Source organism: Pseudomonas sp. 05N432 (assembly GCF_056396945.1).
Window position 1 is genome coordinate 155,430 of the sequence record NZ_JBFTMM010000003.1, and the last position, 14,131, is coordinate 169,560.

11 protein-coding genes are annotated in these 14,131 nt (G+C 60.8%); 3 read left to right on the forward strand and 8 right to left on the reverse strand.

The features are described 5' to 3' along the window. Positions 1–135 precede the first annotated feature (135 nt). The gene (locus tag AC1DHT_RS05100) at positions 136–1,563 is read left to right on the forward strand and encodes a mechanosensitive ion channel domain-containing protein (protein ID WP_427538518.1); all 1,428 of its coding nucleotides are present in this window, start codon (positions 136–138) and stop codon (positions 1,561–1,563) included. A gap of 43 nt (positions 1,564–1,606) precedes the next feature. On the opposite strand, the gene ycaC is transcribed toward AC1DHT_RS05100, so the two are convergent. The 4 genes from ycaC to AC1DHT_RS05120 all read right to left on the reverse strand — a co-directional run bounded on the left by ycaC (position 1,607) and on the right by AC1DHT_RS05120 (position 6,045). After that, positions 1,607–2,233, reverse strand: coding sequence for an isochorismate family cysteine hydrolase YcaC (gene ycaC / locus AC1DHT_RS05105; protein ID WP_019690857.1), 627 nt, complete (start codon positions 2,231–2,233; stop codon positions 1,607–1,609). A 69-nt stretch (positions 2,234–2,302) separates the two neighbouring features. Continuing rightward, complete coding sequence (locus tag AC1DHT_RS05110) at positions 2,303–4,141, reverse strand: amidohydrolase (RefSeq protein ID WP_054596909.1); 1,839 nt, start codon at positions 4,139–4,141, stop codon at positions 2,303–2,305. Next, positions 4,138–4,773: a putative antibiotic biosynthesis monooxygenase gene (locus AC1DHT_RS05115; RefSeq protein WP_427538514.1), complete on the reverse strand. Its 636-nt coding sequence runs from the start codon at positions 4,771–4,773 to the stop codon at positions 4,138–4,140. The genes AC1DHT_RS05110 and AC1DHT_RS05115 overlap by 4 nt, the downstream gene beginning before the upstream one ends. 348 nt (positions 4,774–5,121) lie before the next feature. Continuing rightward, positions 5,122–6,045, reverse strand: coding sequence for a LysR substrate-binding domain-containing protein (locus tag AC1DHT_RS05120; protein ID WP_427538511.1), 924 nt, complete (start codon positions 6,043–6,045; stop codon positions 5,122–5,124). A 227-nt stretch (positions 6,046–6,272) separates the two neighbouring features. Here AC1DHT_RS05120 and AC1DHT_RS05125 point away from each other — a divergent pair, with 227 nt between their 5' ends. Then, positions 6,273–6,734, forward strand: coding sequence for a helix-turn-helix domain-containing protein (locus AC1DHT_RS05125; protein ID WP_427538508.1), 462 nt, complete (start codon positions 6,273–6,275; stop codon positions 6,732–6,734). Positions 6,735–6,767: 33 nt separating this feature from the next. On the opposite strand, the gene AC1DHT_RS05130 is transcribed toward AC1DHT_RS05125, so the two are convergent. Both AC1DHT_RS05130 and AC1DHT_RS05135 read right to left on the reverse strand, forming a co-directional pair. Continuing rightward, complete coding sequence (locus tag AC1DHT_RS05130; protein ID WP_427538505.1) at positions 6,768–7,592, reverse strand: alpha/beta fold hydrolase; 825 nt, start codon at positions 7,590–7,592, stop codon at positions 6,768–6,770. Between the two features lie 41 nt (positions 7,593–7,633). After that, positions 7,634–8,209 (reverse strand): flavodoxin family protein, encoded by a 576-nt coding sequence (locus tag AC1DHT_RS05135; protein ID WP_427538502.1) that lies wholly within the window; start codon positions 8,207–8,209, stop codon positions 7,634–7,636. A gap of 333 nt (positions 8,210–8,542) precedes the next feature. Here AC1DHT_RS05135 and AC1DHT_RS05140 point away from each other — a divergent pair, with 333 nt between their 5' ends. Continuing rightward, positions 8,543–11,338, forward strand: a complete 2,796-nt coding sequence (locus AC1DHT_RS05140; protein ID WP_427538499.1) for an ATP-binding protein — start codon at positions 8,543–8,545, stop codon at positions 11,336–11,338. Here the strand turns inward: AC1DHT_RS05140 and AC1DHT_RS05145 are convergent. Then, complete coding sequence (locus AC1DHT_RS05145; RefSeq protein ID WP_427538496.1) at positions 11,285–12,781, reverse strand: ATP-binding protein; 1,497 nt, start codon at positions 12,779–12,781, stop codon at positions 11,285–11,287. The genes AC1DHT_RS05140 and AC1DHT_RS05145 overlap by 54 nt on opposite strands. Positions 12,782–12,967: 186 nt before the next feature. Continuing rightward, complete coding sequence (locus AC1DHT_RS05150) at positions 12,968–13,918, reverse strand: GlxA family transcriptional regulator (protein WP_427538493.1); 951 nt, start codon at positions 13,916–13,918, stop codon at positions 12,968–12,970. Between the last annotated feature and the right edge of the window lie 213 nt (positions 13,919–14,131).

Here is a 14,131-nt window from a genome sequence, read left to right on the forward strand (position 1 = left end):
TATGTGGGAGCGAGCCTGCTCGCGATGGCGTCCTGTCAGCCGCTGCACTGTTGACTGATAGACCCCCATCGCGAGCAGGCTCGCTCCCACACCATCCGGTGCGGGCCACTCTCTCTTTTCCGGCGGAGCTATTCCATGACTTTCATGTTTGCCCACCTGCTGTCCTGGAGCGCCCTGCTTCTGGTGCTCGACACACTGCTCTGGCACCTCGCCCCGTTCAAGCACCGCGCCTTGCGGGTCGGCGTGCGTCTGGCGTTGTTTCTGGCGTTCAGTGCGCTGGTCATCAACGCCGGCGTCAGTCCGTTGCAGGCGCCGTTGTTCGCCGATGACCCTGTTGCGCAACTGGGCGCCACGGCACTGGGGATTCTCTGGTGGCTGTACGCCGCGCGGGTGCTGACCGAAGTGATCGGTCTGGCCCTGATGCGCCGCATCGGTCACAGCGGTCGGTTGTTGCAGGACGTGATCGGTGCACTGGTGTTCCTGGCCTCCATTGTCGCTGCCGCCGGGTATGTGCTGGAGCTGCCGGTCAAAGGCCTGCTCGCGACCTCCGGGGTGGTTGCCATCGTGGTCGGTCTGGCGTTGCAGAGTACATTGAGCGACGTGTTCTCCGGCATCGTGCTCAATACCACCAAGCCCTATCAGGTGGACGATTTCGTGATGATCGACGGCGTCGAAGGCAAGGTGCTCGATATCGACTGGCGCGCCACCCATCTGCTGACCAGCGCTGGCACCCTGGCCGTGGTGCCGAACTCGGTGGCGGCCAAGGCCAAGATCGTCAACCTCAGCCGCCCGACCAACCTGCACGGCGTGTCGATCAGCATCAAGCTGCCGAACCACGTCCGTCCGCGCCGGGTGCTCGATGCCCTCGAGCGGACTCTGCAAGGCAGCAGCAGTCTGTTGCTCGATCCGGCGCCGAAAGCGCTGCTCAAAGAGGCGGGTGAAGAAATGTCCGAATACGTGGCCAGCGGTTTCATTGCCGAACTGGGCAAGAAAGGCGACGTGCGCAATCAACTGTTCGACCTCGCCCATCGGCACCTTGAAGCGGCTGGCATCTCGCGGCATCCGGACGGTGTGATCGAGCCCTCGAGCCGCGCCCGCGCGCTGCTCGATGAAGTGAAGATTTTCCGCTCGCTCAGCCATGAGGAACGTGACCGCCTCGCCGAATCGATGGTGCCGCAGCAGTACACCGCCGGCCAGGTGGTGCTGGATCTGGGCGAAGTGCCGGACAGCCTGTTTGTGATTGCCACCGGTGTCGTCAGCGCCAGCGTGTCCGACGGCAATGGCCTGGCCGAGGCAGGTCGCATGGGGCCGAGCGAAGTCATGGGCGAACAGAGCATCCTTGCCGATACGCCGTCCCAGGCGACGTTCACCGCGCTGACTTCCTCCATCATCTACCGCCTCGACAAGAACCTGACCCGCCAGTGTATGGAGCAGCGCAACGAAGTGGGCCAGGCGTTGAACAAGTTGCAGGCAGTACGGCAACAGAACAGTCGGTTGGCGTTGATGGCCAAGCCTGTGCCGGTCAGGAAAGCTGGATTTCTGGGGTGGTTGCAAAAACGTTGAGCAGAAAAATGCCCGCACATCGGCGGGCATTTTTTTCAGCGGATTACTTGGCTGTGAACTTGGTGTAGCTATTGATCAGATTGCGATAGTTCGGCAGACGCTGCGACAGCAGATTCGCCAAACCTTCCATGTCATTGCGCCAGTCGACTTGCAGCTCGCAGGCCACCGCGAACCAGTTCATCAGATGCGCACCGGCGGCCGACATCCGCGCCCACGCCGCTTGTTGCACGGTGGTGTTGAAGGTGCCGGAAGCATCGGTGACCACAAACACTTCAAAACCTTCAGCAAGCGCCGACAGGGTCGGGAACGCCACGCACACGTCAGTCACTACACCGGCGATGATCAGTTGCTTGCGACCGGTGGCCTTGATGGCTTTGACGAAGTCTGCGTTGTCCCAGGCGTTGATCTGACCAGGGCGGGCAATGAACGGCGCGTCCGGGAATTGCTCTTTGAGTTCCGGCACGATCGGGCCGTTCGGGCCGCTGTCGAAACTGGTGGTGAGGATGGTCGGCAGGTTGAAGAACTTGGCGATGTCGCCCAGCGCCAGGACGTTGTTCTTGAACTCGTTCGGGCTGAAATCCTGCACCAGCGAGATCAGGCCGGTCTGGTGGTCGACCAACAGCACAACGGCATCGTCTTTGTTCAGACGCGAGTAAGGAACGTTGCTCATGTGAAACTCCTCGATGGATGGTTGTTGCGGGGGAGCGCCGGTCACGAAGACCGGCGCTTTGTTTCGGAATCAGAAGGCGAAGCAGGAACAGCCGAATGCGCCCCAGAAACCGGCGAAATCGCTGACCGGCGCATTCGACTGGCGCGCCTTTTCATGGCTGTGCGTATGCACCGCGCACGGGCCGCTGCAATGGTGGACCTGAGCCTGCATCGGCGAATTCGGGCGCCAGTGGCCGGGGACTTTCATCACCGGCGACCAGTCCGGCAGTACCGGTACGCTGGCCGGCCCGAGTTTTTCGAAGTCGCCGGCGGCGTACACAACCTTGCCGCCGACCACCGTCAGTACCGACTCGATCCACTTGATCGCTTCTTCCTCGACGCTGAAGAAGTCCGCGCTCAACGCTGCCAGGTCCGCCAGTTGCCCGACCTTGATCTGGCCCTTCTTGCCCTGTTCGGACGAGAACCAGGCGCTGCCGTGGGTGAACAGTTCCAGCGCAGTGGTGCGCGGCAAGCCTTCCTCGTACAACGCCAGACCACCGACGGTGCGGCCGCTGACCATCCAGTACAGCGAGGTCCACGGGTTGTAGCTGGAAACGCGTGTGGCATCGGTGCCCGCGCCGACCGGCACACCCTCGGCGAGCATGCGTTTGATCGGCGGGGTGTGCTCGGCGGCTTTGCTGCCGTAACGGTCGACGAAGTATTCCCCCTGGAACGCCATGCGGTCCTGAATCGCGATGCCGCCACCCAGCGCCTTCACCCGCTCGATGTTTTGCGGGGTGATGGTTTCGGCGTGGTCGAAGAACCATGGCAAACCGTTGAACGGAATGTCGCGATTGACCTTCTCGAACACATCGAGCATACGGCTGATGGATTCGTTGTAAGTGGCGTGCAGGCGGAACGGCCAGCGTTGCTCGACCAAGTGGCGAACCACCGGTTCCAGTTCCTCTTCCATGGTCTGCGGCAGGTCCGGACGCGGTTCGAGGAAGTCCTCGAAATCCGCCGCCGAAAACACCAGCATTTCACCGGCGCCGTTGTGCCGCAGGTAATCGTCGCCCTGATGCAGGGTGACGCTGCTGGTCCAGTTCTTGAAGTCGGTCAGCTCTTCCTTGGGCTTCTGGGTAAACAGGTTATAAGCAATGCGAATCGTCAGTTGCTGGTCCTTGGCCAACTGCTCGATCACTGCGTAATCGTCCGGGTAATTCTGGAAACCACCGCCCGCATCGATGGCGCTGGTCAAGCCCAGGCGATTGAGTTCACGCATGAACTGACGGGTTGAGTTGACCTGATAGTCCAGCGGCAACTTCGGCCCTTTGGCCAGGGTCGAGTAAAGAATCATCGCGTTCGGACGGGCCACCAACATGCCGGTCGGCTCGCCGTTGGCGTCGCGCACAATCTCGCCACCCGGTGGGTTCGGCGTGTTGCGCGTGTAACCGACAACCTTGAGCGCTGCGCGGTTGAGCAAGGCGCGGTCGTACAAGTGCAAAACGAACACCGGTGTATCCGGCGCAGCCTGGTTGAGTTCTTCAATCGTCGGCATGCGCTTTTCGGCGAACTGGAATTCGTTCCAGCCACCGACCACCCGCACCCATTGCGGCGTCGGCGTGCGATCGGCCTGGTCCTTGAGCATGCGCAGGGCATCGGCCAGGGACGGCACGCCTTCCCAGCGCAGCTCCAGGTTGTAGTTCAAGCCACCCCGAATCAGGTGCAAGTGCGAGTCGTTGAGCCCAGGGATGACGCAGCGGCCCTTGAGGTCAATCACCTGGGTGCCCGAACCGCGCAGGGCCATGGCCTCGGCATCGGTACCCACCGTGACGAAGCGGCCGTTGGTGATCGCGACCGCACTGGCAAGGGGTTTTTCTCGGTCAACGGTATGAAACTGGCCATTGAATAGAATCAGATCGGCGTTCATTGGTTTTCCTCAGGCAGAGTGGAATGAGGTTGTCCGGCTTTCAGCCACGGCGCGAACAGACGCGTCGCCCTGGGCATGAACAGGTACACCACCGAAACCACAATGGTCACGGTGATCAGAAAAGTGGCAACCACGTAATTGGACAGAAAGGCGTTGAGCTTGAGCAGCGGGCCCCAGATCAGCGGCACCAGCAAGGTATGCGGCAGAATCACCAGCAGCGTCACCACGGCCTGTTTCCAGCGCGGCGGTGGCGAACCGGCATCGTCCTGTGGCGCGAACCAGAACTCCTTGACCGGGTTGACCTCAGTCTGGTCCCCATCCGCCAGCATCGGCTCGGCTTCGTTGACCAGCTCCAGCCGTTGCGGCGAATCGAGCCAGCGCTGCATCGCCTCGGTAGAGCAAAAACGCAGCACGCAGGTAAACATGTCCAGGCCGGCGCTCTTGCCGCGAATCACATCCACCCCCAAATGCCCCTCGCTCTGCCCGGCAATACCGACAATCCGCCGCAGCCAGGCTTCATAGGGCACTTCAAAACCGGCCTTGACCCGGTGTTTGACGACCAGGGTCACAACTTCTTCGAAGCCGCGCACCGGGTGGGTGGTTGCAGGGTCGAGTCGATTGGAATCAGGCATAACGAAAGGCTCCGGCGAAACGGAAACTGTGCGCAAGCACACGTGAAAACCAGCGGCGTTGATGCGCCAGGACTTGGTTCGATAATGCCGGTGTGAGGGAGGGGAAAATTGAACGTATGTGCTCTCTTTGCGAGCGGACTTGAGCCTGACACTTTCCTGTGGCGAGCGAGCTTGCTCGCGCCGACCGGTCTGCGCTCGGGCGCGGCAGTCGTGGAACCGGCTGTCGTGTTCTACCTGATGAATCCCGGTGGCTGGTTTTGGGGCCGCTTCGCGCCCCAGCGGGAGCAAGCTCCCTCGCCACAGCAAGCTTGCTTGCCACAGAAGCGAAATCTGGCTGAAGTTTTTCCGCTATGAAGCTGGGATATTCAGCGGCTCGGACATGAACTGAGTAATCCGCGAGCGCAACCATCGCTCCGCCGGATCATTGTCGTGCACCCCGCTCCAGGCCATCGACAACTGTGCCTTATCGATGGGAAACGGCGGATCTTCGGCCCTCAAGGCGCAGCCTTCGACCAGCGCGCAGGCGGCGTAGTCGGGAACGGTAGCGATCATTTCAGTCCCGGCGAGCAACGCCCGCAACCCACTGAACTGCGGCACCCCCAACACCACCCGTCGGGTGCGACCCACCTTGGCCAGATCAAGATCAATGTTGCCGCTCAAATCCCCCGAGAACGACACCATCGCATGGGGCCGCTCACAGTACTCATCCAGCGTCAGCGCTCCAGGCCGGTTGTCTGCGCGCAGCACTTTGCAAGGGATATCCCGCAGTTTCTTGCGTTTGGCATTGGCCGGCAGTTCGGTGGTGTAACTGACTCCGACTGAAATTTCCCCGGATGCCAGCAACGCAGGCATCAGCAGGTAATTAGCCCGGCGCACCACCACAATGATCCCCGGCGCCTCCTCCCGCAGGTGGCTTAACAGCGACGGAAACAAGCCAAACTCGGCGTCATCCGACAGACCAATGCGAAACACATCACAACTGGTAGCCGGATCAAACTCCCTGGCCCGGCTGACCGCCCCGGAGATGGTGTCCATCGCCGGTTGCAGCTCCTTGAGAATCGCCTGCGCCCGTGCCGTCGGCTCCATGCCGCGACCGTTGCGCAGCAACAGCGGATCGTCGAACAGATCACGCAACCGCCCCAATGCAGCGCTCACGGCAGGCTGCCCCATAAAGAGTTTTTCGGCGACCCGGGTCAGATTCTTTTCGAACATCAGAGCCTCGAAAATCACCAGCAGGTTCATATCGACGCGGCGTAGATCGTTACGGTTCATAGGTACGGTTCCATGGTGTTTTTTTCAGCCTGGCAAAGGCTTTTGGACTTTACTCAATCATGGGTTTGCTCGCGCTGTTAACCGGAGGAATTAACAACGTTTAACTCGCAAGCCAAAGCCCTGCGACCAACAATCAAGCCTTCTACGCAAACCTGTTATTCCAAAAGGGATGGTGCTGACCCACCGTGCAGTGCGCCAGCGCATTCCCACCGACCCGGACATTTGCCATGGCCCACGTTCAGCACAACGCCGCCGCATCAGCCACGCAAACGCGAAAAGCCACCACTGGCGGCCTCAGCCCCTGGCGGGAAAGCCTGGTCAAGCAATTGATCCTCGAGCGCCTCAGCGAAACCCTGGAAGTCACCGAACTGGCCCGGGCCTGCGCGATGTCACGCAGTCATTTCTCCCGCACCTTCAAGTGCAGCACGGGCCTGTCCCCCCAGGACTGGATTCGTTGCCAGCGCATCGCCCGGGCCAAGCAACTGATCCAGAACACCGACATGACCCTGACGCAAATCAGCCTGGAATGCGGCTTCTGCGACCAGGCGCACTTCTGCCACATTTTCACCCGCAGCGAAGGCATCACGCCTTTCGCCTGGCGCTGTCAGGCGGTGCGTGCCCTACCCTCTCTCAACAGCAAAAGATCGCAGCCTGCGCCAGCCCCTACGGGTGTGCAGATATCCGCGTAGGAGCTGGCGCAGCCTGCAATCTCCTGATTTTTATCAGGCCTTGAGGAACGCCAGCAGATCGGCGTTCAGCTGATCCTTGTGGGTGTCGGTCAGGCCATGAGGCGCGCCTGGATAGACCAGCAGTTTCGAACCCTTGACCAATTTGGCCGAGGCGATGCCGGCGGCTTCGATCGGCACGATCTGGTCAGCGTCGCCATGCACCACCAGGGTCGGCACGTCGAACCTTTTCAGGTCTTCGGTGAAGTCGGTTTCGGAGAACGCCTTGATGCAGTCGTAGGCGCTCTTGTGACCAGCGGTCATGCCCTGCATCCAGAACCAGTCGATCATGCCCTGGGAAGGTTTGGCACCCGGTTTGTTGAAACCAAAGAACGGCCCGCTGGCGACGTCTTTGTACAGCTGCGAACGGTCCGCCAGGGACGCCTGACGCAGACCGTCGAACACGTCCATCGGCAGGCCGCCGGGATTGGCTTCGGTCTTGAGCATCAACGGCGGTACCGCGGAAATCAACCCGGCCTTGGCGACTCGTCCAGTGCCATGACGACCGATATAACGCGCCACTTCGCCACCACCGGTGGAGAAACCGAACAGCACCGCGTTTTGCAGATCCAGCAGCTCGATCAACTGCGCGAGGTCGTCGGCGTAGGTGTCCATTTCATTGCCGAACCAGGGCTGGCTGGAGCGACCGTGACCACGGCGGTCATGGGCGATGACCCGGTAGCCCTTGGACGCCAGGAAGATCATCTGTGATTCCCAGCTGTCGGCATTCAGCGGCCAGCCGTGGCTGAAGACGATGGGCTGGCCGGTGCCCCAGTCCTTGTAGTAAATCTCGGTACCGTCGCGGGTGGTAAATGTGCTCATGGCGATTGCTCCTTAATTAAGGCGTGGTGTGTGTGGGTGAATCAATTCGATGGATGGCCCATTCGTTCGGCCAGACGCGCTACCCGCTCGCCCAGGTGCGCGGCGGTGCAGCGATCTTCGGGAGGTGGCGCATGGTCCGGGGACTGTTCGACATTCGACTGGGCCATGACCCCCAGGGAACTGCCCAGGCGATTCAATTGCCCGTCAAACATGCCAACGCTGGAGCGCGCCGGCAGCAGGTCGAGGCCGACCCAGATCATTGAGTGCTGAGCGGCGAACACGGCCATCTGCAGCAAGGTGTTGAGCTTGTCGCCGCACAGACAGCCGGAGTTGGTGAACCCGGCGGCCAATTTGTCGCGCCAGGGCTGCGCCAGGTAGAACGACGCAGTAGCCTCCATGAAGCCCTTGAACGACGCCGATGCGCTGCCCATGTACGTCGGAGCACCGAAGATGATCGCGTCGGCGCGGTGCAAGCGGTCCCAGTGCCCATCCACTTCCTCGACCGGAATCAGTTGGCAGGTACTGCCCAGGTGCCGCTCCACCCCCTGAGCCACAGCTTCGGCGATGACCCGCGTATGACCATAACCGCTGTGATAGACCACTACCACGTCGCTCATTCCGTCATCCTCCTGAAGTGTTCATCCCTTTTACTGCTCAAAGCACGAAGACCGGCGCCTTCGGTTGATGGACTGGAAGTAGTGTATTTTTGGGTGTAAACAGGGCGCAGGACGAGTTAAACGTTGTTAATTTTCAACGGGGCGCCTAAAGCCGCGACTCAGCCATTTGCCACCGCCGCGCCCAGTAAATACAGCGCCTGCGAATGGTGCCGCAAACGCTGCATACACTGCACACGCAGGACAGTCGCTCGGTCACTGCGTTGCGTTGACGAAAAAATCTGAAGAACATGCTCGAATACCGCGTGATTGAAGGACGCAAGCAGGAGTGACCCGTTGACCCTTTCCCCCGAACAGGCTGTGCATTTCGGCCCTTACCGGGTCTACCCCGGACAACGTCTGGTGCTGGAGGCCGACCAGCCCTTGCGCCTGGGTCGGCGCGCCATGGACATTCTGCTGATCCTGCTGGAGCACGCAGGGAATGTCGTCAGCAAGCAGCAATTGATCGCGCAGGTCTGGCCCAAAAGCGTAGTCGAAGACATCAATTTGCGAGTGCACATCGCGGCGCTGCGCAAAGCCCTCGGCGACGGTCAAGCCGGCCAGCGCTACATCGTCACCGTGGCCCAGCGTGGTTACAGCTTTGTCGCGCCGTACTCGCTGGAGCACATCGAGCAACGTCCGCCGAGCAGCAGCCACGAGCAGAGCGCTCATAACCTGCCCATTCGTCGGGCTCGCATGATTGGTCGCCAGGCCTTGGTCGACAGTCTGGTGACGCACTTGCCACGCCAACGCTTCATCACCCTTGTCGGCCCAGGCGGTATCGGCAAGACCACAGTGGCACTGCGCGTCGCCGAACAACTGATCGGTCGCTACCGGGACGGCATTCGCCTGCTGGACCTGGCCCCGATCAGCGACCCGTTGATGATCGCCACCCACCTGGCGACACTGCTGGACCTGTCGTTGCACGACACTGAACCGATGAACTGTCTCACGACCTTCCTGCGCGAGCGGCAAATGCTGCTGGTCATCGACAACTGCGAGCATCTGATCGACGCCATCGCGTTACTCAGCGAAAGCATCCTTCGTGGCGCGCCCGATGTGCACATTCTGGCCACCAGTCGCGAGAGCCTGCGGGTCGAAGGCGAATTCGTTCAGCGCCTGGAGTCCCTGGACTGCCCACCGCCCATTGCCGCGCTGGACCGCTCCCAGGCCTTGGCCTTTTCGGCTGTGCAATTGTTCGTCGAACGAGCGATGGCCAGCCATGACAGTTTCGAACTGACCGATGACGAGCTGCCTCTGGCGATCGAGATTTGCCGCCGCCTGGACGGTATTCCTTTGGCGATCGAACTGGCCGCAGCGCAAGTGAACAGCCTTGGCCTGAGTGGATTGCTGACGCAACTGCAAGGCAGTTTTCGTCTGCTCACACAGGGCTGTCAGACGACGCTGGGACGGCATCAGACCCTGCGCGCAACACTCGACTGGAGCTTCGAGCTGCTGAGTACCTGTGAGCAAATCTGCTTGCGCCGACTGGGTGTGTTCAGGGGCGGTTTCACGCTGGAATCGGCGGCCTCGGTGATTGTCGGCGAACACATCGAGCCCGGCGAGGTGTTCGGCTCGATTACGCAACTGGTGGCCAAGTCACTGCTGAACGTGGAGGTCGGCGACGAGCAGGTGTTCTACCGCCTGCTCGACACCACCCGCAGCTATGCCCTGGAAAAACTCGACCAGGCCAATGATTTGCCAGACACCCTGGAGCGCCACGCCGAGTGCTGCCTGGCCTTGATGCATCAGGCCCAGAACGACTGGGAGCGCATCCAGACCGATGTATGGATCGAGCGTTACGCCCGCAGTCTGGAAGACATCCGCTCGGCCCTCGACTGGGGCTTGAACGCTCATGGGCCGCAGGCTGTGGCGATCCGACTGGCTTCGGTTTCGACGCCACTCTGGCAGGAACTGTCGCTGCTCAAGGAACACGGCGTGTACGTGCGCAAGGCCCTGGCGCTGCTCGAATTGACGCCCGAGCCCTGCCCTCGTCTGAAAATGGCCCTCAAGCTCGCCCTCGGCAGCTCCTGCTACCACACCCAAGGCGGCACCGCCGAAACCGTCGAAGCCTTTGTGAGCGCCAGAACCCTGGCCGAACACTGCAACGACGTGGCCGGTCAGCTCAGGGCCGTGTCCGGGCACATGGCGGTCAACCTCAGTTGCGGCAACTATCTAACGGCCCTGGAGCAGAGCCTGCAATTCGACCGTCTGGGTGTGCAAGGCAACGCCGCTGTGTCCCTGAGTACACACCGTTTGCAGGTGCTGGCCCTGCACTTTGCCGGGGATCAGCAACGCGCACGGGAGAATGCTGAACAGGTCATTCAGCGCATGACCCAGAGTGGTCACCTCAATCGCTTCACCCACGGCTTTGGCGTCCAGTACGACCAGAGCGTCGCCGCCCTGACCATTCTCGCGCGGATCCTCTGGCTGCAAGGCCATCCGGAAAAGGCCTGGAGCACCGCGCGCCAAGCCCTGGACATCGCGCTCCAGATCGACCACGGCACGTCCATCTGCTACACGCTGGCACTGTCCGGTTGCCTGATCGCCCACTACAACGGCGACACTCAAATTGCCCGCGAGCTCTTGCGCCTGCTGCTCGAACAAGCACAAAAACATTCGGTGCTGCTCTTCTACAACTGGGCCCGGCACTACGCGCAGGTGATCGATGGCGATAACGCACATTCGAACCCGCAACCCGGAGCCGGGCTGATCAAGGAAATCATGGTTACCCTGGATACCGGTTTCGTCGATGACGCATTGCTGGCACGTGCCGAAAACGGCGCTGCGGGTTGGAGCACGGCGGAAATCCTCCGGGCCAGAGCGAATGCTCTGCTTGCAGAAAACAGCCAGAGTGCAGCCGAGACCGTGCTGCTCAAAGCGCTGGGAGTGGCAAAAGCCCAGGGTGCTCTGGCGTGGGAGCTGCGCACTGCCACATCACTGGCCGAGCTTTGGCAGCGTCAAGGCCGCCTCCAACAAGCCCATGACCTGCTGGCGCCAATCTACAACCGCTTCACCGAAGGCTTTGCCACACCAGACCTAAGCAAAGTCCGCCGTCTGCTCGACGAGCTGCAACGACACCGGCCGTCCTGAACCCCAGCGTGCCCGGTTGTTGTAGCGGGCATAACGCATTTCAAACACTCGCTGCAGTCCGCTCAGTTCAAGCTTTTCCAGTACGTAAGTGCGGGTAGTGTTGAGAAACCGGTAACGGGTCATGCCATTGCTGTGTTCAACCGACAACAGTGATTTCAGCACCAGCCGCTCCATCACCTCCACCAGACTGGTGGACCGCAGCACCGCACAACTGATGACACCGATGGCTGTGTCCAGAGTAAAAGCTGTTTTGAACACCGCCAGCCCCTGCAGCACGGTCTGCTCCAGCGGGCTCAGCCGCTGGTAGCTCCAGTCCAGCGCGGCCTTGAGCGTCTGATGCCGTGGCACGGCAGTGCGCCGGCCTTGGGTCAGCAGTTGAAAACAGTTGTCCAGTTGTGCTCGCAGCCCAACCAGTGCCAGCGCATCGATCTGCGCCGCTGCCAGTTCGATGGCCAGGGGCAGACCGTCGAGGCGCCGACAGATTTCCCGCACAGCCTTGAGGTCCTGTTCACGCAGAGCAAACCCTTGTTGGCGGGCACGGGCACGGCTGACAAACAGCTGCACCGCCGAATAACTCATAACCTCACTGACACTCTCCAGCGCCGACATCGGCGGCACCGCCAGGGCTGGCAATCGCTGGACCGTTTCCCGCTCCGCCCGCAGCGGTTCGCGGCTGGTGACCAGGATCGATAACCGTGGTGCCGAAACCAATAGGCCCTCCACCAGCGAACGGCAACGTTCGAGCTCGTGCTCGCAATTGTCGAGCACCAGCAATGCATGCCGTGGCGCCAGTGCATCCACGCCAATGTCCAGTTCAAGGGTCTGGCTCAGATAATCGACGAGCCGCGCGGGGTCATCGATTGCCGCCAGATCAACGATCCAGACGCCATCGCGATAGTGCGGCAACAGCAGTTCGGCCACGCGCAAGGCCACCGTGGTCTTGCCGATGCCAGCGGGGCCGACCAAGGTCATGAAACGGCGAACCGGCAACTGCCGGACCAGACTACCAACGATCGAATCTCGGCCGATCACTGGTGTGATTCGGGTCGGCAGGTTGTGCCGGGGCTGCTGAACGGTCTCGATCGAAACCAGCATCTCGTCCGACTCGCGCTGCACTGGGGCGATGAAGCTATAACCGCGCTGGGGAATATTAACGATGTAGCATCGCCCGTTCTGGCCGTCACCGAGGGCTCGACGCAGCGCAGCGATGTGCACGCGCAGGTTGATCTCCTCGACCACCGAAGTCGGCCAGACGTGGGCTATCAGTTCGTCCTTGCTGACCACGTTGCCCGCGCGCTCGACCAGTACCTGGAGGATATCCAGTGCCCGTCCGCCCATACGCAGCGGCCGATCACCTTCCAGGACCAACCGTTGACTCGGGTGGAACGTGTAGGGGCCGAACCGCAGTACCGTATCGCTATTTAAATCTCTGAGTCTGTTCATGCACATTCACGTGCTGAAAACCTGGCCCGGCTCAAGGTACTGCATCATCCATTGCACGAGTTCGCCCAGGCTCCCGCACCTCCGCTGCCAAGAGTCCACGAGTATCTTGGCAGGCATGGGTGACGGTACAACGGCGATGGAGGGAGCGTCACGGCCATCGCGGTGCGCTGGACGGACATGAACGCTTTAGCTGAATTGTTCGCGGTACTGGGCAGGAGTCAGACCCAGTTTTTCACTGAACAGAAAACGCATGTGCCGCACACTGCCGAAGCCGCTCTTGTAGGCGACGGTCTTGAGCGGCAGGTCACCGGTTTCCAGCAGGTTCCTGGCACAATCGATGCGCGCGCTTTGCAGAAACTCCATTGGCGTCATATTCACTTCACGGGCAAACACCCGAGCGAAATGCCGCGCACTCATGTTTGCCAGACTGGCCATGCGCTCGACGCTAAAGGCTTCATCAAGGTGTTCGAGCACATGATTCTGCACCCGGGTCACCGGCGTTTCCTGTGGCGCCACCGCACTCATCAACGGGCTGAACTGCGCCTGTCCGCCCTGGCGTTTCATCACCACCAGCAACACCTTGGCCACGTCCTGGGCGATTTTCTTGCCGTGATCCTGAGCGACCACCGCCAGTGCCAGGTCGATGCCGGCGGTGACCCCGCCAGAGCTGATCAGGTTACGATCCTGGACGTAAATCTGATCGGTCTTCACCGTCGCCTTGGGGAAGGCTCGAATCAACCGCTCCGTGTAATGCCAGTGAGTCGTCACCCGATAACCATCCAGCAAACCGGCATGCCCCAATATGAACGCCCCCGTGCAGATCGAGCCGTAACAGGCCACCCGGCTGACGGCGCCCTGAAGCCAGGCGAGCAGAGGCGGATGTTTTTCGTTGTAGGCCCCCGGGCCGCCCGGTACCAGCAACAGGTCATAGCCTTCGCACGCCTGATCGATATGCACATCCGCCTGGACGCTGACACCGTTGGAAGCTCGCAGCAAGCCATGCTCGGTGCCGATCATCGACAGCTGATAACGGTCGCCCGGCTCCAGATAACGGTTAGCGATGGAAAACACCTCCATGGGCCCGGCCATATCAAGCAGGAGAAAGTCTGGAAACAGCACCATTGCCACGGTTTTCATGGGTTGGAATTCACTGATATCAAAGAAATAGGAAACGTAGCGTCAGCGCTGAACATTATGGCCATTTGTAACAACAAGAATACATGAACCCGCTCACATAACTGTCAACCTGAACGAGACAGTATTTCAATTTCCATCTACTTATTGCACCAACCGGTAAACATTAACCTTCTCCTCACTCGGACGAACTCTCGTCCCAAACAGGAGATTTCA

Excerpts from the sequence above, each read along its gene's own strand:
- AC1DHT_RS05115 (WP_427538514.1), bottom strand. The coding sequence starts at position 4,773 with ATGCCTGATTCCAATCGACTCGACCCTGCAACCACCCACCCGGTGCGC.
- AC1DHT_RS05135 (WP_427538502.1), bottom strand. The coding sequence starts at position 8,209 with ATGAGCGACGTGGTAGTGGTCTATCACAGCGGTTATGGTCATACGCGG.
- AC1DHT_RS05145 (WP_427538496.1), bottom strand. The coding sequence starts at position 12,781 with ATGAACAGACTCAGAGATTTAAATAGCGATACGGTACTGCGGTTCGGC.
- AC1DHT_RS05130 (WP_427538505.1), bottom strand. The coding sequence starts at position 7,592 with ATGAGCACATTTACCACCCGCGACGGTACCGAGATTTACTACAAGGAC.
- AC1DHT_RS05110 (WP_054596909.1), bottom strand. The coding sequence starts at position 4,141 with ATGAACGCCGATCTGATTCTATTCAATGGCCAGTTTCATACCGTTGAC.
- AC1DHT_RS05100 (WP_427538518.1), top strand. The coding sequence starts at position 136 with ATGACTTTCATGTTTGCCCACCTGCTGTCCTGGAGCGCCCTGCTTCTG.
- AC1DHT_RS05125 (WP_427538508.1), top strand. The coding sequence starts at position 6,273 with ATGGCCCACGTTCAGCACAACGCCGCCGCATCAGCCACGCAAACGCGA.
- AC1DHT_RS05150 (WP_427538493.1), bottom strand. The coding sequence starts at position 13,918 with ATGAAAACCGTGGCAATGGTGCTGTTTCCAGACTTTCTCCTGCTTGAT.
- ycaC (WP_019690857.1), bottom strand. The coding sequence starts at position 2,233 with ATGAGCAACGTTCCTTACTCGCGTCTGAACAAAGACGATGCCGTTGTG.
- AC1DHT_RS05120 (WP_427538511.1), bottom strand. The coding sequence starts at position 6,045 with ATGAACCGTAACGATCTACGCCGCGTCGATATGAACCTGCTGGTGATT.